Genomic DNA, 23,968 nt, shown 5'->3' on the forward strand with positions numbered 1-23,968 from the left:
GACCCGGCGCAGTATCTCGGCGCGCAGCGGGAAGCTGCCGGCCGATCCAGCGAGGTCCTCAGGCCGCAGCTCATGCAGGAGGTCTGGAACATGTCGTTCATCCGCGGCAGCTCGGCCTGCAAATGCTCGGCGAGGGCCGCGTCATGCATCTCGAAGGTCAGCTTCAGCTTCATATGCGCCGGTCGGCCGTCGGCGGTCTGCAGGTTCACCACCATGTCCGGGAGGGTGTAGAAGGTGACGCCGTCGGGGCCCTCGGAGATGACGCCGAGCGCGGGATTGGCCTCGCCCGAGGCGCCGGCGCCGTGGCCGCCTCCGCCCTTCTTCTCCGCCTTGCCGTGACCGCCCTTCTTCTCGGCCCCGTGGCCGCCGCTCTCGGCCGCCTCGGCCTTGGGCTGCATCAGGAAGAAGGCCGCGCCGCCGCCTCCGCCCAGCACGACCAGGGCGGCCGGGACGACGATGAACAGCAGGGGCAGCTTCTTTTTCTTCGGCGCGGCGTCTTCGCCCTCGACGGTCTCGCCGTCGGTGACGGCCGGCAGGTTGGCGTCGTCGCTCGCCGCCGCCGCACCCTTCTTCTTGCCGAATTTGAACATGCCACGCACCCCGAGAATCTCTCGATCCATTCGAGACGTTTTTGGTTAACGAGGCGCTAAGAACCGGCAAAACCTGCCGGGTTCGAACGACGGCCTTGCGGCCGAAACGCCCGTCCTGACTGGGTTAACCCTGTTGGCACGACCGTTGCGAAGGACCGGGGCGAAAGGAGCCGCCCCGTGGAAAACGCCGCCTACGCCGGACTGTCACGCCAGATGACGCTGCGCCGCGAGCTCGACATCGTGGCCAACAACATCGCCAACGCCGACACCACCGGCTTCAAGGTCGAGCAGCTGCTGCTCGGCGAAGAGGTCGGCGAACGGGCCCGCAACGCCTTCATCCGCCCGGGCGTCAGCTTCGTCATGGACAACGGCGTCGGCCGCGACTTCAGCCAGGGCGCGCTGGAGCAGACCGGCCGCAGCCTCGACTTCGCCATCGAGGGCGAAGGGGCCTTCTTCGCCCTGAAGGACGGCAACGGCGACGCCTACACCCGCGACGGGGCCTTCACCCTCGATCCCGAAGGCCGGCTGACCACCCAGGGCGGCGCCGCGGTGCAGGGCGATGGCGGCGACATCGTCCTCGATCCCCTGCTCGGACAGGTGGCCGTGGCCGCCGACGGCACGATCAGCCAGAACGGCCAGCCGGTCGGGCGCCTGAGCGTGGTCCGCTTCGACACCCTGGCGGTGCTCGAGAAGGGCGGCGACGGCCTCTACCGCAACGCCTCCAACGCCGCGCCCGCGGCCGCCAACGACGTGCAGGTGCGCCAGGCGATGCTGGAGGGCTCCAACGTCAATCCGATCCTCGAGATCACCAACCTGATCGAGATCCAGCGCGCCTACGAGAGCGTGACCCGGATGATCGAGAACACCAACGACCTGTCCCGTCGCGCCGTCGAGCGCCTGGGCCGGGCCGCGTAAGGAGAACGGGACATGAGAGCGCTCAGAACCGCCGCCTCGGGCATGGCCGCCCAGCAGCTGAACGTGGAGGTCATCTCCAACAACATCGCCAACATGAACACGGTCGGCTTCAAGCGTCAGCGGGCGGAATTCCAGGACCTGCTGTACCAGAACGTCGAGCGGATGGGCGCGCAGTCGTCCAGCCAGGGCACCGTGGTCCCGACCGGCATCCAGATCGGCGCGGGCGTCAAGGCCGGCTCGGTCTACCGCGTCGTCGAGCAGGGCACGCCGACCCAGACGGGAAACCGCTACGACATGGCGGTCGACGGGCGCGGCTATTTCCAGATCCTGATGCCCTCGGGCGAGACCGCCTACACCCGCGCCGGCAACTTCTCCGTCAACGGCGAGGGCCAGCTGGTCACCGACGACGGCTATGCGGTGCAGCCGAACATCTCGATCCCGCAGGACGCCATCGACGTGTCGGTGTCCAAGTCGGGCCAGGTTCAGGTCATCACCCAGGGCGAGACCGAGCCGCAAATCGTCGGCCAGATCGAACTGGCCAGCTTCTTCAACGAGGCGGGCCTGGAAGCCATCGGCGACAACCTGCTGCTGGAGACCGCGGCCTCGGGCCCCGCCAATGTCGGCTCGCCGGGCGAGGTCGGCTTCGGCGAGCTGCTGCAGGGCTACACCGAGGCCTCCAACGTCGACGCCGTCGCCGAGATCAGCGCCCTGATCATCGCCCAGCGCGCCTATGAGATGAACTCCAAGGTGATCACCACCGCCGACCAGATGCTGTCGGTCGCCGGGCAGGTGAAGTCGTGAGAGCCCTGATCGCCGCCGCCGCGGCGCTGCTGATCGCCGGCCCCGCCCTCGCCGGTCCCGTCACGCTCAAGACCCATCCGGTGGACGTCGACGGACAGGTCACGCTGGGCGACGTCTTCGACGGCGCGGGATCGGCCTCCGGCGTGGTGATCGGCGCCCGCTCGGGCCCTTCGGCGGTGTTCGAGGCGGGCCAGCTTCAGGCTCTGGCGCGCCAGTCCGGCCTCGACTGGGCAAATCCGACCGGGCTGCGCCGGGTGGTCGTGCGCCACGCCGCCGTCGCCCCCGCCCCTACCGCCATCGCCGCCGCCGATGAAGCCGCCGCGCCGGCGCCGGTCCGCGCCCAGCCCGCTCGCACCGCCTACGCCGACCGGGTCATCAGCCGAAACGACATCGTCGAGGTCATCTACGAGGCCCCGGGCGTGCATCTGACCATAAGCGGCCGCGCCGAGGGCAACGCCGCCGAAGGCCAGCGCCTGGCCATTCGCAACCTGCAGTCCGGCCGCGTCTTCGACGCCGTGGCCACGGGGCCCGGGCAGGCCGTCGCCGGCCCCGCCCACCGCCCCCAACAGTTCGCCGCCCGTTAGACGGAAAGAGTTCCCATGCGCATCGCCCTGATCGTCACCGCCGCCGCCCTGACCTCGACGCTGGCGCTCGGCGCCTGCTCCACCGCCGTCGAGGCCGTACGCGGCCCCGAGCTGGCCCCGATCGGCTATCCCGCCGCCCTGGTGCCGACCAGCCAGGTCTATCTGCCCTCCCCCGAGCAGGCCGAGCGTTCGGCCAGCGCCAACAGCCTGTGGCGCACGGGGGCCCGGACCTTCTTCGGCGACCAGCGGGCGCGCCGCATCGGCGACATCCTGACCGTGAACATCGACATCGACGACCGCGCCCAGACGCAGAACTCGACCCAACGCAGCCGCACCAACGACATTTCGGGCGGCATCACCAACTTCTTCGGCCTCGAGAACAGCCTCGGCCGCGCCTTTCCGGGGGGCTTCGACCCCGCCAACCTGGTGGGGCTGGAAGGCGAGTCCAACGCCAACGGCTCCGGCTCGGTGAACCGCTCGGAGAAGGTCAGCCTGACCATCGCCGCCGTCGTCACCGAGGTCCTGTCGAACGGCAACCTCGTTATCCAGGGCCGGCAGGAAGTGCGCACCAACCGCGAGGTCCGCGAACTGACCGTGGCCGGCATCGTGCGGCCGGAAGACATCAGCTCGGCCAACACCATCGCCCACACCCAGATCGCCGAGGCGCGCATCAGCTACGGCGGCCGCGGCGACATCAGCCGGGTGCAGGCTACGCCGGCGGCCCAGTCGCTGGTTGAGCGCTTCAGTCCGTTCTGATCCAGGCCTGGTCTTGTCATCCCGGAAGCGCCGCAGGCGCTATCCGGGACGCATCGATCAACATTTGAGACCTCCCGGACAGCCACAGGGCTGATCCGGGAGACGACTGGCCGCCACCGGGACGAGGACGGGGAAAACGAGGGCCGCCCTGCCCTTCTCCCGGATAGCCGCTGCGCGCCTTCCGGGAGGTTGGCGTCGAGGCCCTGCCCGTCCCGGCTCTCCGCTTCGCGTCGGCCGGGATGACAAGGCGTCTGTGCTCGACCGGCCGTCGCTCGGCCCTGTGGCTTTTTCGTCAGTACAGGCCAGCAACCCACATTCCTTAAAGCGGGGCCGTGAACCGTTAACGGAAACCAGCGTTTGCCTGCCAGACGCGAGTACCGTTTCCATGTTCAAGTTCGCCATCCCCGCCGTCGCCGCCCTCGGCCTGATCGCCGTCGCGGCCCAGTCGCGCGCCACCAACGCCGACGTCGTCGTCGAGACGGGCGTGGCGCCGATGGGCTGGCACCTGAGCCACGAGGGCGCGGTCGCCAAGCTGGCCTATGGCGTGGCGAACTCGGACCAGCTGGCGCTGATGATGACCTGCGAGCCGGGCCAGGCCCAGGCCGTGGTCTACGGCGACGTCCAGCCCGCCAGCCCGCGTCTGCTCAAGGCGTCGATGACCGCGGCGCCGATCGATCCGCTGAGCGGCGGCCTCGCCGACGAGGCTCGCATCCCCTTGCGCGACCCCGCCCTGCGGAAGCTGGCCCGGAGCGGCAAGCTCGACGTCGAGGGCGACGCCGGTCACTTCGTATTGACCGCCGACGTCGACGAACGGCGCCTGGTCCGCGAGTTTTTCGCCTATTGCGGAACCGACAAGGTCTGATCACATCCTGTAGCGGACCATTCAGCGGGGGCTGAACCATGATCGCCAGTCTTGCCGGCCTTGCCTTGATGGCGATGCAGACGACGCCGCCAGAAGCAGCCTGGACATGGACGCTCTACACGGACGAGGCGCGCGTCGCCCTCGCCAACGAGGTCCCCGACACCCCCAGCCTGCGCTTCACGCTGGAGTGCGATCCGGCCTCCGGAGTCGCCCGCGTCGCCTTCTATGGCGGAGAGGCGGAGACCGGCATGGCCCGGGTGACCGCCGGCGAAGCCTCCGCCGTGACGGAGTCCACGGCCGAGCGAGGCGCGCTGAAGCTGACCCTGCGCACCGATCACCCGGTGTTCGCAGCCTTCGCGGCCGAGGGCCGGATGGCGGCCGTGGTCGGCGAGCAGCGTCGCGCCGTCGAGGTTCCGCGGCCCCACCTTGCCAAACTGCGCCGCTTCACCGAACTGTGCTCGGGCTGATCGCCCGGAGACTTCTCGATGCGCACGCGCACCCTTCTCGTCCTGTCGGGCCTGGTCCTGGGCGCCGCCGCTTGCGCCGGCGTCGAAACGGGCGCCCCGCCCTCGACGCCGCCGATGGTTCCCGTCGCTCCGCCGGCGCCGATCGAGAACTACGACTGGCTGTCGTACATCGAGGGCGACCAGGCGAGCCTGGCGTTCGGCCTCGACGAGAGCGACGACGTGTGGCTGGCCCTCGAATGCCGGAGAGGGACCGGCAGGCTGGCCATGGTCGCTCCCGCAGCGCTGGACGAGCCGCCGTTCATCCGGCTCGAGGCGGGCGGCGAAGCCGTCGCCTATGCCGCGGAGTCCGAGCCGTCGGAGCTACACGAAGGGGTCTTTCTGGTCGCGAACGCCTCTGCGGCGGACCCCGTCTTCAGACGGTTCCGCGAAGCCGAATGGATGACTATCGAACATTCGGACGGACGCCACGCCATGGTTCCCCACCCGGGCTCCGCCGCCAGGATCGAGCGCTTCTTCGCCTTCTGCGGCTGACGGGCCGCTTGACGGGCGGCCCCGCCTCCGGTGCAGTCCCACGCCAGTCAGAGGGGACGCCATGAAGACCATGATCGCCATCGGGGCCGCCGCCCTGCTCGCCGCCGCCGCGCCCGCGACCGCGGCCCCGCAGCCGCAGACGCCGCCGACCGCGACGAAGAACGCCGACCATCCGGCGCTGGCCTCGATCCTCGCCGATTACGAAGCCTATCTGCGCGCCATCGACCCGATCTCGGCGGGGATGGAAGGCGACAAGGAGGCCCTGTCGCGCCTGCCGGACGTGTCGCGCGCCTTCGAACTGGCTCAGGAGCCGGTGCTGAAGGGGTTCGCCGACCGGCTGGCGGCGATCGATCCGGCCACGCTCACCGACGACGATCGGCTGAACCACGCCTTCCTCGGCTGGGTGCTGCAGCGTTCGCGGGCCCGCATCCCGCTGGATACGGGCCGGATCGGCGCCTTCAACTCGGAGGGCGGGCCGGGCCAGTCGGCGGCCTATCTGGCCAGCGTGACCCGCATCGCGACGCGCGAGGACGCGGAGGCCTGGATCGCCCGGCTGGAGGCGATGCCAGACTTCTGGCGGCATCCGCTGGAGGACGCCCGCCGCGGGCTGGAGAGCGGCCTCGTGCAGCCGCGCTCGATCGTCGAGAACGCGCTGAGCCTGATGGAGCCCGAGGCGGCCTATACGCCCGGGTCCGATCCGCTGCTCAAGCCGCTGGCCAGCCTGCCGGACACGATCCCCGCCGCCGATCAGTCCGCCCTGCGCGCCCGCGCCGCCCGCGCCGTGGCCGAGGGGATCATGCCGCAGCGCCGCGAATGGGTGCGCTTCCTGCGCGAGGACTATCTGCCGCGCGCGCCGCAGAGCCTGGGACTGGTGCATCGGCCGGGCGGGCGCGAGCTCTATGCCTTTCTGACGCAGGGCTACACCACCACCGACCTGACGCCGGACCAGATTCACCAGATCGGCCGCGAGGAGGTCGCCCGCATCCGCGCCCGCATGGATACGGAGATGCAGGCGGCGGGCTGGACCGGCGATTTCGCGTCCTTCCTCGCCTTCCTGCGCAGCGATCCGCAGTTCTACGCCACGACACGCGAAGATCTGCTGGAGAAGGCCTCGGAAATGGCCAAGCGGGCCGACGACGGCCTGCCTGCGCTGTTTGGCACCCTGCCCCGCACGCCCTACGGGGTCCGGCCCGTGCCGGCCGAGATCGAGGCCAACTACACCACCGGCCGCTATTTCAGCGGCTCGATGGAGAACGGCGTCGCCGGCGGCTACATGGTCAACACCTCGCGGCTGGACCAGCGGCCGCTGTACGAACTGCCCGCCCTGACGCTGCACGAGGCCGCCCCGGGCCACCACATCCAGATCGCCCTGCAGCAGGAGGCCGAGGAAGGCCCCTATTTCCGCAAGGACGTGAACGTCACCGCGTTCACCGAGGGCTGGGGCCTGTATGCGGAGTTCCTCGGCGAGGAGATGGGCTTCTACCGGACGCCCTACGAGCGGTTCGGGCGGCTGAGCTACGAGATGTGGCGGGCCTGCCGGCTGGTGGCCGACACCGGGATCCACTGGCTGGGCTGGGAAATCGAGGAGGCCCGCGCCTGCTTCCGCGACAACTCGGCCCTGGCCCCGCACAATATCGAGACCGAGCTGCAGCGCTATATCGGCTGGCCGGGCCAGGCGACGGCCTACAAGATCGGGGAGATCCGGCTGAGGGCGATCCGGGCGCGGGCGGAGCAGGAACTGGGCGACCGGTTCGACGTGCGCCGCTTCCACGACGCCCTGCTGGTCGACGGGCCGCTGCCGCTGGGGCTGCTCGACGAGCGGATGGACCGCTGGATCGCCGAGGAGAAGGGGCGGTCCGCGAACTAGGCGAGACCCAGCGCCGTCCGCGCCTTCTTCGTCAGCGTCGCGGCCACGATCGAGTGGGCGATGCCCAGATGTTCGGCCAGCTCGTCGTCGGGCCAGTCGTCGATACGCGGCAGGTTCACCCATTTGTTGCGCGCCAGATAGGGCGCGGGGCGGGCGCGGCCGTCCTCCGTCAGCACCTCCCAGGCGATGTCCGAGACCTTGAACGAGACGCCGCCCCGCTCGCCGACCATGCAAAACATCTTTCCGCCGACCCGGTACGCATCGTGATGCTCGCCGAACGGGTGGTCGAGCGTCGCCGCCGGCAGCGCCAGGCAGACCTTGCCGACCCCCGCCCGGTCCATGCTCAGGCCTCGACGCCGACGCCGATCGGGCAGGTCACGCCGGTGCCGCCGATGCCGCAGTAGCCGCCGGGATTCTTGGCCAGATAGGCCTGGTGATAGTCCTCGGCAAACCAGAACGGGCCGGCCGAGGCGATCTCGGTCGTGATGTCGCCGCGGCCCGCCTTCTTCAGGGCGGCCTGATAGGCGTCGCGCGAGGCCTCGGCCTCGGCCTTCTGGGCGTCGTTCAGATAATAGATCGCCGAGCGGTAGGTGGTGCCGATGTCATTGCCCTGGCGCATGCCCTGGGTCGGGTCGTGATTCTCCCAGAACACCTTGAGCAGCTCGCCGTAGCTGATCTCGTGCGGGTTGAAGACCACCTGCACCACCTCGGCGTGGCCGGTCAGGCCGGTGCAGGTCTCCTCATAGGTCGGATTGGGCGTGTAGCCGCCCGAATAGCCGGCGGCGGTGACCCAGACGCCAGGCAGCTGCCAGAACACCCGCTCGACGCCCCAGAAGCAGCCCATGCCGAAGATGGCGGTCTCGAACCCCTCCGGATGCGGACCCTTCAGAGGCCTTCCGTTGACGTAATGGACCTCGTCGGTGCGCACCGGCTCGGCGCGGCCCGGGAGGGCGGCGTCGGGGGTCGGCATCTCGTGGGATTTCCTGAACTGCATGGCGGGCCTCCGGGGTCGAATGTGCGAGGCCTATATGGGATGTCCGGCGGCGCTTGCCGAGGGGGTCGGCTTGTTCTATCAGCCTGCCTCCGCCGGAAAGACCGATCCGGCGGCTCACGATGCGTCGTGGAACGGACAGGTGGCGGAGTGGTCGATCGCGCACGCTTGGAAAGCGTGTGTAGGTGAAAGCCTACCGAGGGTTCGAATCCCTCTCTGTCCGCCACCGCATATCCTACTGGATATAGGTAACAATTCAGCATCGCAGGTATACCCGTTCAATCCCGACTGCCTGTGAAGTCGGGCGTTTCGGGCCTGGAAAGGCGGTCGCGGCCGCTTGGCGCCAATAGCGGACATACGGCCGTGGCCGACAAGCGGATATCCAGAGGCCTGCGGCGGGGCTTCCCTAGAAATCGACCGCCAACGTCAGCGAGGCCCGACGCCCGTCGCTCAGGCCAAAGCTGCGGCTGCCGAAGACGGTGAAATAATACTCGTCAGTGACGTTCGCGATCTGGCCGCGCAGAGTCGCGGGCCGCATGCGGGACATGGACGTCGAGGTGAGTCCCGACTCCACCGCCACCCGGAGCGCGCGCCGATGAGACTCACGGCTACGCTGATCGTCGCGGCGCTCGTCGGAACGGCCGCCCCCGTGGCGGCCCACAAGGGACATGGCGGCCTCACGGTCGTGCAGATCGATACGGCGAACGGCCAGATCCATGTCGCCCACAGATTGGCGGCTCATGATGTCGAGCCCGCCCTGCCCAGCATTGCACCGGACGCTCAGCCATCGCTGGACGACGCCGACGCCGTCCGGGCGCTGGAGCAACACCTCGGCAGCCACTTCGAGGTCTCGCTCGACGGCGAGCCGGTGACGCTTTCCCGCACCGACACTCACCTTGCCGGCGACAGTATCCGGGTTGAGTTCTCCGGGTTCACCACAGATCGCCAGATCGGTGCAGTGGGCGTCGACCTGAACTTCTTCCCCGGCGTGCACGAGGATCAGGAAATTCTCGTCAACGTCCGGATCGACGGAGTGACACGGTCGGCCAGGTTCAGGAACGGCTCATCGACCCAGACTCTCACATTCTGACCATTGACGGCGCAGGTCAGGGGGACGGCGGGCGGGCCCTCTACAAGCCTTTTCATCGGAGGCCCGGTTAAGTCCCCGGCGTTCCAACACCAGCGGCCGAACGGGACACCTCGAACTCTCCATATCAGAACCGCTGCGCCGAAGCGTCGAAATGGCGCACGGCCAACCCGCTGTTCGACGAAGCGACCGGGGCGGCGGAGCGCACCCTCACGACGCCGTGGCGTTGTTCATCCGCGATCGATGCGGCGAGGTGTCGGAGCCCGCTCCGGTCGACATGGCGCAGGCGCCTCGGCTGCTCGACCTGCGGGGCTTCCATCTGACGAGCGTGGTTGTCGAAGGGCGCGGATTCTGCCGCGCCTGTCAGGCCTGACCGCCGTGACAGCGCGGCCTGCGCCGCCAGTTCAGGATGTGCGCCCCGGCCAGAACCAGCCCGCCGGCCACCGAGAGCGGGGTTTCGAGCTCATGGCTGGGAAACCCCGCCGCGCCCCCGACCAGCAAGGCCAGCCCGGCGCCGGCAAGCGCGATCAGCAACCAGGTGCGCCGTTTCGGATGGAGAAACGTCCATAGCGAGACCGGCGCCGCGAGGAGGACGAACAGCCAGTGCACCCACTCCGCTTCAGCCCAGGCGCCGGCGACGGGCAGAAGGCTCGCGACGAGCGGCAGGGCCAGACAGTGGGCCAGGCAGAGGCTGGACAGACCAATGGCGAAACTGTCTCCGAAAGCGGCGGCTCGAGGCGTCGGCATGCATGGTCTCCCAATTGTCGCCCGTATCTGTTACTTTATAACATCACATGCAAGACCTGGCTCCCGGGAGACGTAAGATTTGTTGGAGACCTTGGGACTGACTGTCGGACGTGGCCGGACGCCTGTCGGCAGCCTGGAGGACGCGGCGCTCGGCGCAGGCGACGCAGCGCTGATCCTGGGGCCGTCTGGGTCAGGCAAGACGACCGCGCTTTTCACCCTCGCGGGCTTGCTGCCGCCGATCGACGGAATGGTGCGGCTCGACGGTGAGGCCTTCAGCGGCCTGCCCGCCCATCGCCGGGCAACTGTGCGCGGACGCAGAATGGGTGTGGTCTTCCAGGACATGCACCTGCTGTCAGGTCTCAGCGTCCTCGACAATCTGCTGCTGGCCCCCTTCGCCGCCGGCTTGCCGCAGGATCGCGCCGCAGCCTTCGAGCGGCTTCGGGCGGTCGGGCTCGAACATCTCGCCGACCGGCAGGCCGAACGGCTGAGCAGGGGTGAGGCTCAGCGCGTAGCTGTCGCGCGGGCCATGCTGATGACGCCGCGCCTCCTCCTCGCCGACGAGCCGACCGCCAGCCTCGACGACGCCAACGCGCATCAGGTGGTCGATCTCCTGCTCGAAGCCTCGCGCTCGACCGGAGCGACCCTGGTGATCGCGACCCATGATCAACGGCTCACTTGCCGGATCCCTGGTCGGCTGGCGCTGCATCCCTGCCGGATCGAGGCCGCCGCATGACGCCGCTCAAGCTCGTCCTCGCCTTCATCCGCCGCAAACCCGCCACCTGGTCCTTCCACGGGCTGACGCTCGCCGTAGCCGTGGCCGCCACCGGCGCTGTCCTGCTCGTCGAACAGGCCGCACGCGTGCAGCTGGCGCGCGATCTCGCCGGGGTCGATCTCGTCGTCGGCGCGGAAGGCAGTCCGCTGCAACTGGTGATGTCGACCCTCTTCCAGGCCGACGTCCCCACAGGCAACATCCCCTTGGCGGAGGCGGATAGTCTGGCGGCGGATCCCTTGGTGGCGACGGCCGTCCCGCTGTCGCTCGGCGACAGTTTCGGAGGCGCGCGGATCGTCGGCACGACACGCGACTACGCCGCGCTGTACGGGGCCCGGCTCGACCGCGGCCGATGGTGGTCATCTCCGCTTGAGGCGGTCGTCGGCGCGGAAGTGGCGCGACGCCAAGGTCTCGCTGTCGGCGACGCCTTCGCCGGCGCGCACGGATTGTCGCCCGGCGGATACGCCCACGAAGGCGAACCCTATCGGGTGGTCGGGGTTCTCGCCCCGACCGGCGCGGTGATCGACCGGGTCATCCTGACCGATGTCGCGAGCGTCTGGGCCCTCCATGATCACGAGAACGCCGGCGCGACCGATGCGCCCCATCCGGACGAAGTGCACGGCCACGGAGGTTCCGTTGCGCCTGAGGCGGATCGGCAAGTCACCGCGGTCCTCATCCGCTACCGGTCCTCGCTGGGCGCGGTCGTTCTGCCGCCAAAGGTGGCGCGGATCGCCGGCCTGCAGGCCGCCTCGCCGCCGCGCGAGACGCAGCGCCTCAACGGTCTGCTGGGGGCGGGCGCCGGAGCCCTGGCCCGGCTCGGCCAAGGCCTGCTGGCGCTCGCCGGCGTCGGCTTCATCGTGGCGATGAGCGCCGCCATCCTGGCCCGCCGCCGCGAATTGGCGTTGCTGAAGGCCCTCGGCGCCAGTCGAGCCCGCCTGGCGGTCCTGGTCTCCACCGAGGGCGTCCTGCTCGGGCTCGCGGGCGGGATCGCCGGCGTGGTTCTTGCGCGGGGCCTGTCCGAAGCAGTGGCGCGCTGGGGCGGCGCGCCCCTGTCGTTGCCAATCGCGCCGCCCTCGATCCTTGATCTCGCCCTGGTCGGCGCGGCCGGTCTCATCGGACTGCTGGCGAGCCTGCCGGCGGCGATCATCGCCGGACGGACCGACCCGGTCGACGTGCTGGGAGAAGGCTGATGATTCGCCTGACCATACTGATGATCCCGCTTCTGGGGCTTTCGGCATGCGGGCAAGAGCCGGTGGAACGGTCGCCGCATCAAGGTTCCGCGGGCCAGAAGACTTCCTCTACCCAGCTCGAGACCGGCGGGCCGGCGCTGGACCGGACCGGCGCCCAGCCGCCGCGCTCCTCGGCGCAGGCTGCCCAAGCCGCGTCGCCAGGCCAGGCCAGCCCTCCCGATCCGCTGGACAGGACCCTCGACGATCTGCCGCCGATCCGGACTGGTCCAATGGCGGCCACGAGCATCGGCCCTTGGAATGACGAACTCGCCGCGGAGCGCCAGGCGCAGCTGAACCTGCCGCGGGCGGATGGTCCGCTGTGGGAGACCCTGCGCCAGACGCGGATCGCCATCGACGAGCGGAGCCAGCTCTTCACCGCCTCCCATCCCGCGCCGGTTCGGGCCATAGCGGGGCGGCGCGTTACCGTGCGGGGCTATATGCTGCCGCTGGAGGCGGCGGCCAGGACCGGGCATTTCCTCATCTCGCCCTACACGCCGGTCTGCTTCTTCCATCCACCGGCCGAGCCCAACGAGGTGATCGAGGTGCGCCTCTCGCGACCGATCGAGGCGGGCTATCATCTGGTCGAAGTAACCGGGGTCCTGCAGCTCGCCAACGACGGGGAGAAGGGCCTGTTCTTCGTCATCCCCGAAGGAGCCGCCCGGATCATCGAACGGATCTTCGCCTGACTCTGCCTGATCCGGCCCGCAGCGGTCGGCGGCGGGTGGCGATGGACTGGCTGGGCCTCTTCCTTTTTTCCGCGAAACGCGAGGTAGGCGCGAGCCGCGGCAGCGGCTTTCAGCATCAGGTGAGCGGTGGATGAGGTGAGCGCTGGTTTCCGCTGCATCCGGGGTGAAGCTCCGGACGGATCGAACCGGTGCAGGCCGCCGCGCACGCCGCAGACCAGCGAGCCATCCTCGGCCGGCAGGGCGAAGCCGGTCTGGTCGGGCGTGTCCCAAGACCGCTTGGCGCCATCGGCGGGATCATAGCGATGCAGCCTGCGACCCTTGATGTCGACGAGCCAGAGACAGGCCCGGGCGTCGTCCCAGACGGGCCCCTCGCCCAGTTCCGCCTGGACGTCCCAGAGCAGTTCCGCGCCCCCGCTTATCGATCAGCCGGCCGAGTAGGAGGTCTTGGTCTGGGTGAAGAACTCCACCGCCGCGAAACCCTGCTCGCGCGGGCCGTAGCTGGACGATTTCGAGCCGCCGAACGGCACGTGATAATCGACGCCCGCGGTCGGCAGGTTGACCATGGTCATCCCCGCCTTCGCCCGCCGCTGGAAGTCGCGGGCGTGTTTCAGCGAACTGGTGACGATGCCGGCGGAGAGGCCGAATTCGACGCCGTTGGCGATCTCCAGCGCCTCCTCGTAGTCCTTGACCCGGATGGTCGAGGCGACGGGGCCGAAGACCTCCTCGTTGTTGATCCGGCTCTTCGCGTCGGTGTCGGCGATCAGGGTCGGCTGGACGTACCAGCCGGGCGCGGCGAGCGTCAGCCGCTCGCCGCCGGTGACGATGCGGCCGCCTTCTCCCCTGGCGATGTCAATGTAGCGGTAGGAGGTCTCACGCTGGTCCTCGCTGACCGCCGGACCGATCTGGGTGTCGGGGTCCAGCGCAGCGCCGACCCGCAGCGCCGCGACCTTTTCGGCCAGCGCCTCGACGAAGCGGTCATGAATTCCGTCCTGGACGATCAGGCGACTGGACGCGGTGCAGCGCTGGCCCGTGGCGTAGTAGGAGCCGTCGAGGGCGATCATCACCGCCCGCTCCAGGTCGGCGTCATCCAGCACGATCAGCGGGTTCTTGCCGCCCATCTCCAACTGCACCCGCGCCTGCCGCCGGACCGCGCCCGCAGCGACACCCGCGCCGACGCCCTGCGAGCCGGTGAAGGAAATCCCGGCCACATCCGGGTGGTCGACGATGGCCTGGCCGACGCCGCCGCGGCCGATCACCAGGTTCAGCACGCCCCCGGGGAGTCCGGCCTCATGCAGGATGGCGACCAGCGCCTCGGCCGTCGCCGGGGTCGGGCCGGCCGGCTTCATGACCACCGTATTGCCGAACGCGAGGGCGGGCGCGGCCTTCCACGCCGGGATGGCGACGGGGAAGTTCCACGGCGTGATCAGGCCGAACACGCCGACGGCCTGCCGGTAGGTCTGGATCTCGACCCCTGGCCGCACCGACGCCAGATTCCGGCCGTGGAGGCGCAGAGCCTCGCCGGCGAAATACTTCAGGATGCGGCCGGCACGGACGGTCTCGCCGATGCCCTCCGGCAGGGTCTTACCCTCCTCGCGCGACAGCAGCCGGCCCAGCTGCTCGCGCCGCTCCATGACGAGGGTTCCGGCCTTGTCCAGGATGTCGGAGCGAACCTCCGGCGAGGCCTCGGACCAGGCCGGGAAGGCCGCCCTGGCCGCCGCCACGGCCGCGTTCACCTCGTCTACGCCCCCGTCGGGGGTGCGGGCCACCAGATCGCGCGTGTCCGACGGGTTCAGGCTCTCCGAGGGCCGCCCGTCCGCGACCTTCTCGCCATTGATCCAGTGGGACAGTTCGATCGTGTCAGTCATGGCCGGTCCTCAACAGTGACACGGGCGGCGGGGGAGCGCCGCCCGTGAGGGGTAGATAGGGGCTGACGCGCGCGCGGTCAGCCCGTCATGTCTTCCAGTTCACGCCCGCGGGTCTCCTTGATCCACGCCTTGACGAGGAAGCAGGAGACGAAGGCGCTCACCGCGTAGAAGCCGTAGGTGACGGTCAGGCCCAGCCCCGCCGCCATGGACGGGAAGCTGACCGAGATGCCGAAGTTGGCGATCCACTGGGCGAAACCGGCCACCGCCAGCGGCGAGCCGCGCATCTGGTTGGGGAACATCTCGCGCCTTGACATCCGCCATGAGACCGTGCGGCTCTGGTGGAACCGGTTGGGCCGATGTTCGCAGCGGAGATCCGCAGCAAGCGGGTCCAGAAGATGCGCGCCTACACCCACTGGCGATGGCACCTCGATGAGGTCGGGGCCCGCCGTCAGCAGTATGGGTCGTCGGGGAACTGGTTGCAGTAGCTTTGGCCAAGCTTGACGAACACCTCGACGGAGGCGTTGGCGGTTCCGCCCTGGCCGTCGTTGGCGGTGTAGCTGAAGGTGTAGCTGCCGGGCGTGCCCGGAGCCACGTAGGTGACCGAGGCGCCGCCCGACGGAATGGTCGCGGTTCCGCCGGTGGGCGTGGTGACCGCCGAGACGTGCAGCGGGTTGCTGTCGGGATCACTGTCGTTGGCCAGCACCAGCAGCGCGCTCGAGGTGCCGACCCTACGCTCGAAATAGTCGCCGACCGCCACCGGATTGGAGTTGCCGCCGCCCGGCCCTCCGCCCGCGGTACCGGTGGTGACCTCGGTCCGGTTGCCGGCGGGGTCGTAGGCGTAGGTGATCACCGTGCCGTTGCCGTAGGTGACCGTTACGACGCGACCCAGGGCGTCATAGCCGTACTGGACCGCCTCCTGGGCTGTCGGGGCTGAGGCCATCATCAAGGTCGCGAAGGCGGCGGTGACGCAGGCGGCCGTGGCGCGGTTTCGGATCGACATTCCACAGTCTCCTGAGGCCGGGCGCGCCCGCCCCGGACAAGTTCCGGTTGACATTGCAAGACCATCACCAGTTAGCTGGTACTGTCAAGCTGAGAGGGTGGGGCCTGCTGATGATGCTTTCGACGTACGTCCGGACTTTCGCTGCAACAACGGCTCGCCTCGGCGCTGCTCTCGGAGCCGCTCTGATATTCCTCGCCGGACCGGCGCTGGCGCAGATTCCTCAGCCGGACGCCTACCAGCCCGTCGATCGCAATGGCGTCAACCTGCTGTCCGGCAAGATCAAGGGACCAGGTCACACCATCTCGATCGGCCAGCCGGGTCAAGGCGGGCTCAGCCTGACCGTCAACTACGACACCGCGGCGAACACGTTCATCCACGACATGGCCGGGCTGGCCAACAAGGAACCGATCATCGGCGACGGCTCCGACTATCCGTGGGTCTACGTCACCGTGCCCCAAGGTGCGACGACCTACTATCAGCGGGACGTCGACTACAACTACGACCTCGTCAACGGCTCAGGAGAACTGGTCGGGGGAAACACGACCAATCTCGTCTACACAGCGCTGGACGGCACGCGGACGGAATTCAGCCTCAATCTGCGGTCGGGTGCACCCTATGTCGCGCGGCTCGGCATGGTCTCCAGCGTCACAAAGCCCAACGGCGAGGTGTGGACCTTCCACTACGAGGCCGAGACGGGCGACCCCTACAAACGCCTGAAGTCCGTCACCAACAACCTCGGCTACCAAATCCACTTTGAATACTTGACCAACGAAAAGACCTTGGCCGGGTGGGGAGAGCTGGCGAAGGTCACCGCCTTCAACAACACGGTCGACTGGTGTGCGCCGACAGCGGCGACCTGCACCTATTCTCAGACTTGGCCCAGTCTGACCTTCACCAAGAGCTCAACCGAGCGGACCATCACTGACTCCTTCGGCAACACCACACGCTATTTCTTTAGCGGCGGCTGGCTCACCGGATACAGTCGTCCGGCAGCCGGGACCGGACAGGTAATCTCCGTTACTTGGGGCACAACCCCTGACCTTGATCTGGGCAAGGTAGTGACGGTCAACGATGGCGCCGGCACTTGGACCTATTGGTATTCGCCACCCCCGCCCCCGCCGATCCCCGCCTATTTCGAGACGGCGACCTATGTGACCGATCCGCTCGGTCAGCAGAGCCGTCTGATAATCTCGTCTAGTTTCGACGGCCCGCCCGCGGGGCGGCGCATTACCAATCCGCGCTCCTTCCGCGATCCGCTGATGAACGTGACCGAGTACCAGTACGAGACAGGCCGCCTGACCCAGGTAACCTACCCGGAAGGGAACAAGGAACAGGTCGGCTATACCGACCGGGGCGACGTGACCGGGGTATTTCGCATCGGCAAACCGGGGTCCGGCCTGACGGGCACCAGCATCACCGCGGCCTATGCCAACTGCAGCTCGCCCATGATCTGCGGTCGTCCGACCTCCATCACCGACGCGCGAGGGAATGTCACGGACTACACCTACAGTCCGGTACATGGCGGCGTTCTGACGGAAACCGCCCCGGCGCCGACGCCGGGCGCCGTGCGACCCCAGACGCGCTACACCTGGGAGCAGCGTTACGCTTGGTACAGGCAGGACGGATCGGGGGCGATCACCCAGGCGCCGAGCCCGGTGTGGGTGATGGTCGGGCAATCACAGTGCATGACGGGAGCGACCTGCTGATGGCCGTCCGGATCCAGACCGCACGCCGCGGACGTCGCTCGCTCCTGCTCCCGATCGCAGCCTTAGTGGCGATGCTGGGGGGACCAGCGCTGGCCCAGAGCGCGGACGAGGTGAAGACCACCACCACCTACCAGACCGGCTCCCCGGGCGTCGGCAGCAACCTGTTGCCCGTGTCGGTGACCGTGGCCTCGGGCGACGGTGCGCTCGCGGCGACCACCACCACCACCTATGACGTGGTGGGCAATGTGCGGACTGTGGACGGGCCGCTGCCGGGAACGGTCGACCTGACCTGGTGGACCTATGACGCGCTGCGCCGGCCGGTCGGCTCGATCGGTCCCGACCCGGACGTCACGGGCGCGCTCGGCTACCCCGCCACCCGCACCACCTATGACGCCAGCGGACAGATCACGCGGGTCGAGCGGGGCGAGACGACCGGCCAGTCGGACGCCGCCTTCGCCGCCTTCTCGTCGCTCAGCCGCACCGACACCGCCTGGGACTCCGCCGGCCGCAAGGTCCGCGACAGCCAGTATATCGGGTCGGGGCTGGTCGGCGTGACAGACTATGCCTACGATGCCGCCAGCCGGCCCCTGTGCACGGCCGTGCGGATGAACCCGGCGGCGTTCGGCTCGCTTCCCGGCGCCTGCGCTCTGTCCGCGACCGGCACCGACGGCCCCGACCGAATCACCCGCAACACCTACGACAACGCCGGCCGCCTGACGGTGGTGCAGAATGCCTACGGGACGCCGCTGGTGCAGGCCACCCAGACGCAGGCCTGGACGCCCAACGGCAAGGTGGACTGGATCGAGGACGCCAACGGCAACCGGTCCGATTACACCTATGACGGCTTCGACCGGCTGCTGCGGCTGAACTTCCCGTCGCCGGCCCTCGGGGCCCACGCGGCCAACGCCAACGACTTCGAGCAGTACGGCTACGACGCCAACGACAACCTCGTCAGCAAGCTGCTGCGCAATCCCAGCGCTCCGGGTAGCGCCCCGAGCCTCACCTTCACCTACGACGCCCTCAACCGGGAGATGGTGAAGGCGACCTCCGGAACCGGCGGAACGGCCGACGACGTCTTCTCGACCTATGACAATCTGGGCCGGCGGCTGTCGGCGCGGTTCGACAGCGCCAGTTCGTCCAACGCCATCATCTGGACCTGGGACGCGCTCGGCCGCCAGCTGACCGAGACTTCCTACGGCCGCACCCTGACCAGCCACTACGATCTGGCGGGGCGCAGGACACGCCTCTACTGGCCCGGGACCGACTACATCGAGTTCGTCTACGACCGCGCCGACCGGGTTATCCAGCTGCGCGAGAACGGGGTCTACACCGGGGCCCAGCTGCTGAACTTCTATGTCTACGACAGCCTCGGCCGGCGCGACTACCTGGCCCGCGGCAATGGCGCCACGACGGACTGGAGCTACGTCGCCAACAGCCGCGACTGGTCCATGACGCACAATCTGGCCGGCACGGCGCAGGATCTGACCCAGGCCTTCGCCTTCAACCCGGCCGGTCAGGTCCGCCAGAGGAGCCTGTCCAACAGCGTCTACAGCTACGTCCAGCCGACCGTCGCCCAGACCTACGCCCGCGACGGACTGAACCGCTACACCTCCGTGGCCGGCGCGGCCTTCGGCTATGACGGCCGGGGCAACCTGACCGCCGACGGCGCGCGAAACTACACCTACGACATCGAGAACCGCCTGACATCGATCAGCGGCGCCTCGAGCATGACCCTGTCGTACGACCCGCTGGGTCGGCTGCGGCAGACGGTCTCCGGCGGGACGACGACCCAGTTCCTCTACGACGGCGACCGGCTGGTGGCCGAGTACGACGGCGCCGGGACGCTGACCGCCCGCTACACCCATGGGCCCGGTCCCGACGAGCCGCTGGTCTGGTACGAGGGCTCGACCCTGACCGATCGCCGCTGGCTGCACGCCGACGCCCAGGGTTCGATCATCGCCACGACCGGCTCCACGGGGGCGCTCCTCGGCCAGCCCTATCGCTACTCGCCCTATGGTGAACCAGATGCGGACTACGGCTTCAGCGGCGGCTCGCGCTTCCGTTACACCGGCCAGATCACGCTTCGGGGCGCCCCGCTGTGGCACTATAAGGCGCGGGCCTATGACCCTGGGCTCGGACGGTTCCTGCAGACGGATCCGGTCGGCTACGAGGATCAGATGAACCTCTACGCCTATGTAGGGAACGATCCGCTCAATAAGCTCGACCCGACAGGAACCGTGGCAAAAGGAGCCGCGACAACAGGGGCCGCGGCAGACGATCCATGGTGGAAGAAGTGGGTCAAGGCCTGCGGGTACGTCTGCGAAGCGCTTGGTGCATTGGATGGCAGTCCACCGGAAGCAGAGGATATTCCCGAACAACGCCCGCCTGTTGCCGCGCCGCCCCAAGCGAGGCCCAGGCCCGGTGGAGCACGCCCCGGTGGCGCAAACCCACCGCCGTCCCCGGGATCGACTCCACCGCCCGTAGTGGTTCCGCCCAGACCTCCGGCGTCGCCTCGCCCCACGCCCTCACCCTCGCCTAGCCCTCCGCCGCCGCCGCCGCCGCCGCCAGGGGAAATCGATCCGCTAGCGATCGTCGCAGGAGTAGCAGTTATCGGTGGAGCGATATGCGTTGTGCTTGAACCGTGCGGCCTAGCAGTCTTTGGCGGTCTCGGCTTAGTTGGCTTGGGAGCCGTGGCCGCCCAATAATAGCTTCGACCAGGATCATGTATGCCCAGCACGAACTATGACATAGATGCTCGGAACGACCCGCTCTTTCTCGAATATGAACGTGCTCGGGACTTGATCCCAACCCAAGATTGGCGCCGCGGTCTGGAAGAGCTCGAGAGGCTGTCTCATCAAGGTTCAATCATGAGCATCCTATTCGTCGCCGATGCCATGAGGGTCGGCAGCATGTATGAGCCAGATCTTCCTGGCGCCGAAGCTTGGTACAAGGTGGCGGAGAAGTCCGGCTCCGTACGCGGCACTTTTGGCTTGGGACTAACCTACCTCCGCATGGGCCGGATAGCTGAAGCTAGACGAAAGTTGGAGGAAGCAATTTCGAAAAACTACCCGCCAGCATTCAACGCGTTGGCCGGGATATACTTTCGCGGAGATGGTGCTGCGCAAGATTTGCAACGGGCAAGAGACCTTTGGCGCAAAGGAGCCTCCTTGGGACACTTGCCCGCCAGAAGAAACCTTCTTGCCCAACAACTCCGCGGTCGCTATGGCGTGTTAGATTTCATTGCCGGGGTGATTAGTTTCGTTCCGACAATCGCAAGTATTGTATCGACCCGACTGAAAAACCCTTACACAGACTTACTACGGTAGTTTGATCACCTTACCCGCGCAGGAGCTTGCAAGGGTAACTGAGCGGGGCTTGCCCCGGGGGGAATCGAGCCCGCCTGAAATGAGACCCGCGAGTAGCCCGCCGCACTTGGCATCCCCCGGAAACTCGTCATTATGGTCCGCAGGGGTGTCGGGGGCTGAATGACCAATCTGTCGAGTAAGTTTCGCGTGAGTCTCGCGGCGGCGCTGGCAGCCGGCGCGCCCGTGGCGGCGCAGGCCCAGACGGCGCTCGCCGATCCCCGGGGCTCGGGCCCGATCGTTTCCGCCGTGCAGTGGTTGCAGGGCACCCTGCTGGGCACGGTTGCCACCGTGGTCGCCGTGATCGCCGTGGCCTGCGTCGGCTTCATGATGCTGACCGGCCGGATGAACTGGCGCTATGGGGCGGTCGTCATCCTGGGCTGTTTCATCCTGTTCGGCGCCGTGAGCATCGTCGCCGGGATCCGGTCGACCGCCGCGTTCGCGGGCTAGGGCCGTGGACGAACTGGACCGCACGCCCCTGTTCACCGCCCTGACCCGGCCGCAGATGTTCGCCGGGGTGACCTACAGCTATTTCGTGATCAACGCGGTGGTCGCCGCGGAGCTGTTCCTGGTGTTCCGCTCGATCTGGGTGCTGCCCGTCGCCCTGGTCGTCCACGGCGTCGGCGTGCTGCTCTGCCTGCGCGAGCCCCGGATCATCGACTTGTGGCTGACCCGCGTCGGTCAGTGCCCGCGAGTCCGCAACCACCGTATCTGGCGATGCAACTCCTACCGACCCTGAGCCAGGGGGCTCGCACGGTAAGGCTCGAGCAACCGGCCGGCGTTCACCTCCCCTACGCCCGGCACGTCAACGATCACACGATCGAGACGCGGGACGGACTGCTTCTGCAGGTCATCCATCTGCGCGGCCTGCTGTTTGAGACCGCGGACACCAGCGAGCTGAACTACCGCAAGACCCTGCGGGACGCGATGCTGCGCGCCATCGGCTCGTCCCGCTTCGCCCTCTATCACCACGTGGTGCGGCGGCGGGTCGAGGTCGACCTCGACCAGATGTTCCCCGACGACTTCTCCCAGGCGCTGGGAGACCGCTGGGCGGAGCGGCTCGCCACCCGACAGCTGTTCGTCAACGACCTCTATCTGACGCTGGTGCGGCGTCCGCTGCAGGGCCGGATCGGAGTGGCGGACCAGGTCCGCAACTGGTTCGTCCGCGCCGGCGAGACTCCGGACGCCGGGCAGGTCGCGGAGCTCGGCCAGCTGGACGCGGGCCGCGACGCCCTGCTCTCGGCCCTGGGAGAGTATGCGCCGCGCCTTCTGGGGGTCTACGAGACCCCGAACGGCGTCTGCTCGGAGCCGCTGGAGTTCCTCTCCGGCCTCTACAATGCCGAGCAGCGGCCGGTGCTGTTGCCGCATCAGGATCTGGGATCCTACCTGCCCTATCGACGGGTCAGTTTCGGCCAGGACACGGTGGAGCTGTCCGCCGCCGGCCACGTCCCCCGCGACTTCCTCGGTCTGGTTTCGATCAAGGACTACCCCGCCTGGAGTTCGCCGGGCATGTTCGACGAACTGCTGCGCTTGCCGTTCGAACTGGTCATCACCCAGTCCTTCGCCTTCGTCGAGCGGCAGACGGCGCTGGATCGGATGAACCTGGCCCTGCGGCGGATGCGCTCCGCCGAGGACGAGGCGCTGTCCCTGCGCGGCGAACTCGCCCACGCCAAGGACGATGTCGCAGCGGGGCGTGCCGGCTTCGGCGAACACCACATGACCATCGCGGTGCGCGGTGCAACGCTGGACGAGATCGACGCCGGCGTCGCCGAGGTGACGGCTGCGCTCGCCGACATGGGCATCGTCGCGGTGCGCGAGGAGATCGCCCTGGAGCCGGCCTTCTGGGCCCAGTTCCCCGCCAACTTCAAATACATCGCCCGGCGGGGGCTGGTGTCGACGAACAATTTCGCCGGCCTCGCCAGCATCCACAACTTCCCGACCGGCGCCGAGACCGGATCCCACTGGGGCGACGCCGTCACCCTGCTGGAGACCACGGCGGCGGGCCCCTACTTCTTCAACTTCCACCAGGGCGACCTCGGCAATTTCACCGTCATCGGCCCGTCGGGGTCCGGCAAGACGGTCGTGCTCAACTTCCTGCTGGCCCAGGCGCGCAAGCTGGAACCCCGTATCATCTTCTTCGACAAGGACCGGGGCGCCGAACTGTTCATCCGGGCGATCGGCGGCCGCTATGACCTGCTGCGTCCCGGCGAGGCGTCCGGCCTCAACCCGCTTCAACTCGAGGATACGCCGGCCAACCGCGGCTTCCTCGTCGACTGGATCGTCCAGCTCGCGGGCGGGGCGGACGTCGCGGACCTGGCCAGGATCCGGGACGCAGTCGCCGCCAACTACGACCAGCCGGCCAGGCACCGCCGGCTGCGGCATCTGGTCGAGCTGTTCCGCGGCGATCAGCGGCCCCACGCCGGCGATCTGTGGTCCCGCATGCGCCCTTGGTGGGGCGACGGGGAGCGCGCCTGGCTGTTCGACAACCCGAAGGATCTGACCGACCTGTCGGCGCAGACCGTCGGCTTCGACATGACCGTGCTACTCGACGATCCGACCGTCCGTACGCCGGCGATGATGTACCTGTTCCACCGGGTCGAGGAGCGGCTCGACGGCACGCCGGCGATCATCGTCGTCGACGAAGGCTGGAAGGCGCTGGACGACGACGTCTTCGTCCGGCGCATCAAGGATTGGGAAAAGACGATCCGCAAGCGCAACGGCATCGTCGGCTTCGCGACCCAAAGCGCCCAGGACGCCCTCGAGAGCCGCATCGCCAGCGCCATTATCGAACAGGCGGCCACCCAGATTTTCATGGTCAACGCCAAAGCGCGCGCCGAGGACTATGTCCAAGGCTTCGGCTTGACGCCCCACGAGTTCGACCTGATCCGCACCCTGCCGGACAGCGCCCATTGCTTCCTCATCAAGCGCGGCGGTGAGAGCGTCGTCGCCCGCCTCGATCTGTCGGGTGAAGACGACCTGCTGACCATTCTGTCGGGCCGCGAACGGACCGTGCGCCTGCTCGACGACCTTCGAGCGTCCGTGGGCGATGATCCCGCCGAGTGGATGGCGCCGCTCCTGGAGCAGGCATGAGCATCGCCGCCTGTCCTTCCCTGTCCACCGGCGACGCGTTCCTCTCGACGCTGCTGCGTCACA

General features: G+C 68.4%; 27 protein-coding genes, 1 tRNA gene and 1 pseudogene. 19 read left to right on the forward strand and 10 right to left on the reverse strand.

The annotated features are described in order from the left end of the window. On the reverse strand, positions 1–620 hold a 620-nt coding region (locus VEC04_RS03100; protein WP_324773735.1), incomplete at its 3' end, for a hypothetical protein. Positions 621–767: 147 nt separating this feature from the next. Here VEC04_RS03100 and flgF point away from each other — a divergent pair. The 8 genes from flgF (at position 768) to VEC04_RS03140 (ending at position 7,373) form a co-directional block, all read left to right on the forward strand. Next, entirely contained in the window at positions 768–1,505 is a 738-nt protein-coding gene (gene flgF / locus VEC04_RS03105) for a flagellar basal-body rod protein FlgF (RefSeq protein ID WP_324773736.1), read from the forward strand. Positions 1,506–1,517: 12 nt separating this feature from the next. Continuing rightward, positions 1,518–2,306, forward strand: coding sequence for a flagellar basal-body rod protein FlgG (gene flgG, locus VEC04_RS03110; RefSeq protein WP_324773737.1), 789 nt, complete (start codon positions 1,518–1,520; stop codon positions 2,304–2,306). Continuing rightward, on the forward strand, positions 2,303–2,890 hold the full coding sequence (locus VEC04_RS03115; RefSeq protein ID WP_324773738.1) for a flagella basal body P-ring formation protein FlgA: 588 nt from the start codon (positions 2,303–2,305) through the stop codon (positions 2,888–2,890). Before flgG ends, VEC04_RS03115 begins: the two co-directional genes overlap by 4 nt. 15 nt (positions 2,891–2,905) lie before the next feature. Continuing rightward, positions 2,906–3,646, forward strand: a complete 741-nt coding sequence (flgH, locus tag VEC04_RS03120; protein WP_324773740.1) for a flagellar basal body L-ring protein FlgH — start codon at positions 2,906–2,908, stop codon at positions 3,644–3,646. 385 nt (positions 3,647–4,031) lie between these two features. Further along, complete coding sequence (locus VEC04_RS03125) at positions 4,032–4,508, forward strand: hypothetical protein (RefSeq protein WP_324773741.1); 477 nt, start codon at positions 4,032–4,034, stop codon at positions 4,506–4,508. Positions 4,509–4,546: 38 nt separating this feature from the next. Beyond that, on the forward strand, positions 4,547–4,975 hold the full coding sequence (locus VEC04_RS03130) for a hypothetical protein (protein WP_324773743.1): 429 nt from the start codon (positions 4,547–4,549) through the stop codon (positions 4,973–4,975). A gap of 18 nt (positions 4,976–4,993) precedes the next feature. After that, positions 4,994–5,506, forward strand: coding sequence for a hypothetical protein (locus VEC04_RS03135; RefSeq protein WP_324773744.1), 513 nt, complete (start codon positions 4,994–4,996; stop codon positions 5,504–5,506). Between the two features lie 61 nt (positions 5,507–5,567). Further along, a complete protein-coding gene (locus VEC04_RS03140) occupies positions 5,568–7,373 on the forward strand; it encodes a DUF885 domain-containing protein (RefSeq protein ID WP_324773746.1) in 1,806 nt (601 codons plus the stop codon). Here VEC04_RS03140 and VEC04_RS03145 read toward each other — a convergent pair. Both VEC04_RS03145 and msrA read right to left on the reverse strand, forming a co-directional pair. After that, entirely contained in the window at positions 7,370–7,714 is a 345-nt protein-coding gene (locus VEC04_RS03145) for an MmcQ/YjbR family DNA-binding protein (RefSeq protein WP_324773748.1), read from the reverse strand. The two genes, VEC04_RS03140 and VEC04_RS03145, sit on opposite strands and share 4 nt — an antisense overlap. A 2-nt stretch (positions 7,715–7,716) precedes the next feature. After that, a complete protein-coding gene (gene msrA, locus VEC04_RS03150; RefSeq protein WP_324773750.1) occupies positions 7,717–8,367 on the reverse strand; it encodes a peptide-methionine (S)-S-oxide reductase MsrA in 651 nt (216 codons plus the stop codon). A gap of 133 nt (positions 8,368–8,500) precedes the next feature. On the opposite strand from msrA, the gene VEC04_RS03155 reads away from it, so the two are divergent. Next, positions 8,501–8,590: transfer RNA gene (locus VEC04_RS03155), tRNA-Ser, on the forward strand. Positions 8,591–8,770: 180 nt separating this feature from the next. Here the strand turns inward: VEC04_RS03155 and VEC04_RS03160 are convergent. Continuing rightward, positions 8,771–8,902 (reverse strand): hypothetical protein, encoded by a 132-nt coding sequence (locus VEC04_RS03160; RefSeq protein WP_324773751.1) that lies wholly within the window; start codon positions 8,900–8,902, stop codon positions 8,771–8,773. A gap of 57 nt (positions 8,903–8,959) precedes the next feature. On the opposite strand from VEC04_RS03160, the gene VEC04_RS03165 reads away from it, so the two are divergent. After that, complete coding sequence (locus VEC04_RS03165) at positions 8,960–9,454, forward strand: DUF6702 family protein (RefSeq protein ID WP_324773753.1); 495 nt, start codon at positions 8,960–8,962, stop codon at positions 9,452–9,454. Between the two features lie 124 nt (positions 9,455–9,578). On the opposite strand, the gene VEC04_RS03170 is transcribed toward VEC04_RS03165, so the two are convergent. Both VEC04_RS03170 and VEC04_RS03175 read right to left on the reverse strand, forming a co-directional pair. Next, positions 9,579–9,770: a hypothetical protein gene (locus VEC04_RS03170; RefSeq protein WP_324773755.1), complete on the reverse strand. Its 192-nt coding sequence runs from the start codon at positions 9,768–9,770 to the stop codon at positions 9,579–9,581. Positions 9,771–9,814: 44 nt separating this feature from the next. Beyond that, complete coding sequence (locus tag VEC04_RS03175; protein ID WP_324773757.1) at positions 9,815–10,198, reverse strand: MerC domain-containing protein; 384 nt, start codon at positions 10,196–10,198, stop codon at positions 9,815–9,817. 91 nt (positions 10,199–10,289) lie between these two features. Here VEC04_RS03175 and VEC04_RS03180 point away from each other — a divergent pair, with 91 nt between their 5' ends. The 3 genes from VEC04_RS03180 to VEC04_RS03190 are packed head-to-tail and all read left to right on the forward strand — an operon-like array spanning position 10,290 to position 12,882. Next, entirely contained in the window at positions 10,290–10,931 is a 642-nt protein-coding gene (locus tag VEC04_RS03180; protein ID WP_324773759.1) for an ABC transporter ATP-binding protein, read from the forward strand. Further along, positions 10,928–12,157, forward strand: a complete 1,230-nt coding sequence (locus VEC04_RS03185) for an ABC transporter permease (RefSeq protein WP_324773761.1) — start codon at positions 10,928–10,930, stop codon at positions 12,155–12,157. Before VEC04_RS03180 ends, VEC04_RS03185 begins: the two co-directional genes overlap by 4 nt. After that, complete coding sequence (locus VEC04_RS03190; protein WP_324773763.1) at positions 12,157–12,882, forward strand: DUF3299 domain-containing protein; 726 nt, start codon at positions 12,157–12,159, stop codon at positions 12,880–12,882. The genes VEC04_RS03185 and VEC04_RS03190 overlap by 1 nt, the downstream gene beginning before the upstream one ends. Here the strand turns inward: VEC04_RS03190 and VEC04_RS03195 are convergent. From VEC04_RS03195 to VEC04_RS03210, 4 genes and pseudogenes are all read right to left on the reverse strand, one after another. Then, on the reverse strand, positions 12,771–13,301 hold the full coding sequence (locus VEC04_RS03195) for an SMP-30/gluconolactonase/LRE family protein (RefSeq protein ID WP_324773776.1): 531 nt from the start codon (positions 13,299–13,301) through the stop codon (positions 12,771–12,773). The two genes, VEC04_RS03190 and VEC04_RS03195, sit on opposite strands and share 112 nt — an antisense overlap. Before the next feature lie 3 nt (positions 13,302–13,304). Further along, the gene (locus VEC04_RS03200) at positions 13,305–14,747 is read right to left on the reverse strand and encodes an aldehyde dehydrogenase family protein (protein ID WP_324773765.1); all 1,443 of its coding nucleotides are present in this window, start codon (positions 14,745–14,747) and stop codon (positions 13,305–13,307) included. 77 nt (positions 14,748–14,824) lie between these two features. After that, positions 14,825–15,049: pseudogene (locus VEC04_RS03205) on the reverse strand (MFS transporter); the annotation flags it as partial. 146 nt (positions 15,050–15,195) lie between these two features. After that, positions 15,196–15,747 (reverse strand): Ig-like domain-containing protein, encoded by a 552-nt coding sequence (locus VEC04_RS03210; RefSeq protein ID WP_324773767.1) that lies wholly within the window; start codon positions 15,745–15,747, stop codon positions 15,196–15,198. A gap of 110 nt (positions 15,748–15,857) precedes the next feature. Here VEC04_RS03210 and VEC04_RS03215 point away from each other — a divergent pair, with 110 nt between their 5' ends. The 6 genes from VEC04_RS03215 (at position 15,858) to VEC04_RS03240 (ending at position 23,905) form a co-directional block, all read left to right on the forward strand. After that, complete coding sequence (locus tag VEC04_RS03215; RefSeq protein ID WP_324773769.1) at positions 15,858–17,453, forward strand: hypothetical protein; 1,596 nt, start codon at positions 15,858–15,860, stop codon at positions 17,451–17,453. Between the two features lie 71 nt (positions 17,454–17,524). After that, on the forward strand, positions 17,525–20,158 hold the full coding sequence (locus VEC04_RS03220) for an RHS repeat-associated core domain-containing protein (RefSeq protein WP_324773778.1): 2,634 nt from the start codon (positions 17,525–17,527) through the stop codon (positions 20,156–20,158). A gap of 21 nt (positions 20,159–20,179) precedes the next feature. Next, entirely contained in the window at positions 20,180–20,779 is a 600-nt protein-coding gene (locus VEC04_RS03225; protein WP_324773771.1) for a hypothetical protein, read from the forward strand. Positions 20,780–20,938: 159 nt separating this feature from the next. Next, positions 20,939–21,265, forward strand: coding sequence for a TrbC/VirB2 family protein (locus VEC04_RS03230; RefSeq protein ID WP_324773772.1), 327 nt, complete (start codon positions 20,939–20,941; stop codon positions 21,263–21,265). Between the two features lie 4 nt (positions 21,266–21,269). Beyond that, complete coding sequence (locus VEC04_RS03235; RefSeq protein WP_324773773.1) at positions 21,270–21,554, forward strand: type IV secretion system protein VirB3; 285 nt, start codon at positions 21,270–21,272, stop codon at positions 21,552–21,554. Next, positions 21,533–23,905: a VirB4 family type IV secretion/conjugal transfer ATPase gene (locus VEC04_RS03240; RefSeq protein WP_324773774.1), complete on the forward strand. Its 2,373-nt coding sequence runs from the start codon at positions 21,533–21,535 to the stop codon at positions 23,903–23,905. The genes VEC04_RS03235 and VEC04_RS03240 overlap by 22 nt, the downstream gene beginning before the upstream one ends. Positions 23,906–23,968: the final 63 nt, after the last annotated feature.

It is taken from the genome of Brevundimonas sp. (genome assembly GCF_035626535.1).
Classification (GTDB): Bacteria; Pseudomonadota; Alphaproteobacteria; order Caulobacterales; family Caulobacteraceae; genus Brevundimonas.

Coding starts and splice junctions, on each gene's coding strand:
- flgG (WP_324773737.1), top strand. CDS start 1,518: ATGAGAGCGCTCAGAACCGCCGCCTCGGGCATGGCCGCCCAGCAGCTG.
- flgH (WP_324773740.1), top strand. CDS start 2,906: ATGCGCATCGCCCTGATCGTCACCGCCGCCGCCCTGACCTCGACGCTG.
- VEC04_RS03125 (WP_324773741.1), top strand. CDS start 4,032: ATGTTCAAGTTCGCCATCCCCGCCGTCGCCGCCCTCGGCCTGATCGCC.
- VEC04_RS03130 (WP_324773743.1), top strand. CDS start 4,547: ATGATCGCCAGTCTTGCCGGCCTTGCCTTGATGGCGATGCAGACGACG.
- VEC04_RS03135 (WP_324773744.1), top strand. CDS start 4,994: ATGCGCACGCGCACCCTTCTCGTCCTGTCGGGCCTGGTCCTGGGCGCC.
- VEC04_RS03140 (WP_324773746.1), top strand. CDS start 5,568: ATGAAGACCATGATCGCCATCGGGGCCGCCGCCCTGCTCGCCGCCGCC.
- VEC04_RS03145 (WP_324773748.1), bottom strand. CDS start 7,714: ATGGACCGGGCGGGGGTCGGCAAGGTCTGCCTGGCGCTGCCGGCGGCG.
- msrA (WP_324773750.1), bottom strand. CDS start 8,367: ATGCAGTTCAGGAAATCCCACGAGATGCCGACCCCCGACGCCGCCCTC.
- VEC04_RS03160 (WP_324773751.1), bottom strand. CDS start 8,902: ATGCGGCCCGCGACTCTGCGCGGCCAGATCGCGAACGTCACTGACGAG.
- VEC04_RS03165 (WP_324773753.1), top strand. CDS start 8,960: ATGAGACTCACGGCTACGCTGATCGTCGCGGCGCTCGTCGGAACGGCC.
- VEC04_RS03170 (WP_324773755.1), bottom strand. CDS start 9,770: ATGGAAGCCCCGCAGGTCGAGCAGCCGAGGCGCCTGCGCCATGTCGAC.
- VEC04_RS03175 (WP_324773757.1), bottom strand. CDS start 10,198: ATGCCGACGCCTCGAGCCGCCGCTTTCGGAGACAGTTTCGCCATTGGT.
- VEC04_RS03185 (WP_324773761.1), top strand. CDS start 10,928: ATGACGCCGCTCAAGCTCGTCCTCGCCTTCATCCGCCGCAAACCCGCC.
- VEC04_RS03190 (WP_324773763.1), top strand. CDS start 12,157: ATGATTCGCCTGACCATACTGATGATCCCGCTTCTGGGGCTTTCGGCA.
- VEC04_RS03200 (WP_324773765.1), bottom strand. CDS start 14,747: ATGACTGACACGATCGAACTGTCCCACTGGATCAATGGCGAGAAGGTC.
- VEC04_RS03210 (WP_324773767.1), bottom strand. CDS start 15,747: ATGTCGATCCGAAACCGCGCCACGGCCGCCTGCGTCACCGCCGCCTTC.
- VEC04_RS03215 (WP_324773769.1), top strand. CDS start 15,858: ATGATGCTTTCGACGTACGTCCGGACTTTCGCTGCAACAACGGCTCGC.
- VEC04_RS03220 (WP_324773778.1), top strand. CDS start 17,525: ATGCTGGGGGGACCAGCGCTGGCCCAGAGCGCGGACGAGGTGAAGACC.
- VEC04_RS03225 (WP_324773771.1), top strand. CDS start 20,180: ATGCCCAGCACGAACTATGACATAGATGCTCGGAACGACCCGCTCTTT.
- VEC04_RS03230 (WP_324773772.1), top strand. CDS start 20,939: ATGACCAATCTGTCGAGTAAGTTTCGCGTGAGTCTCGCGGCGGCGCTG.
- VEC04_RS03240 (WP_324773774.1), top strand. CDS start 21,533: ATGCAACTCCTACCGACCCTGAGCCAGGGGGCTCGCACGGTAAGGCTC.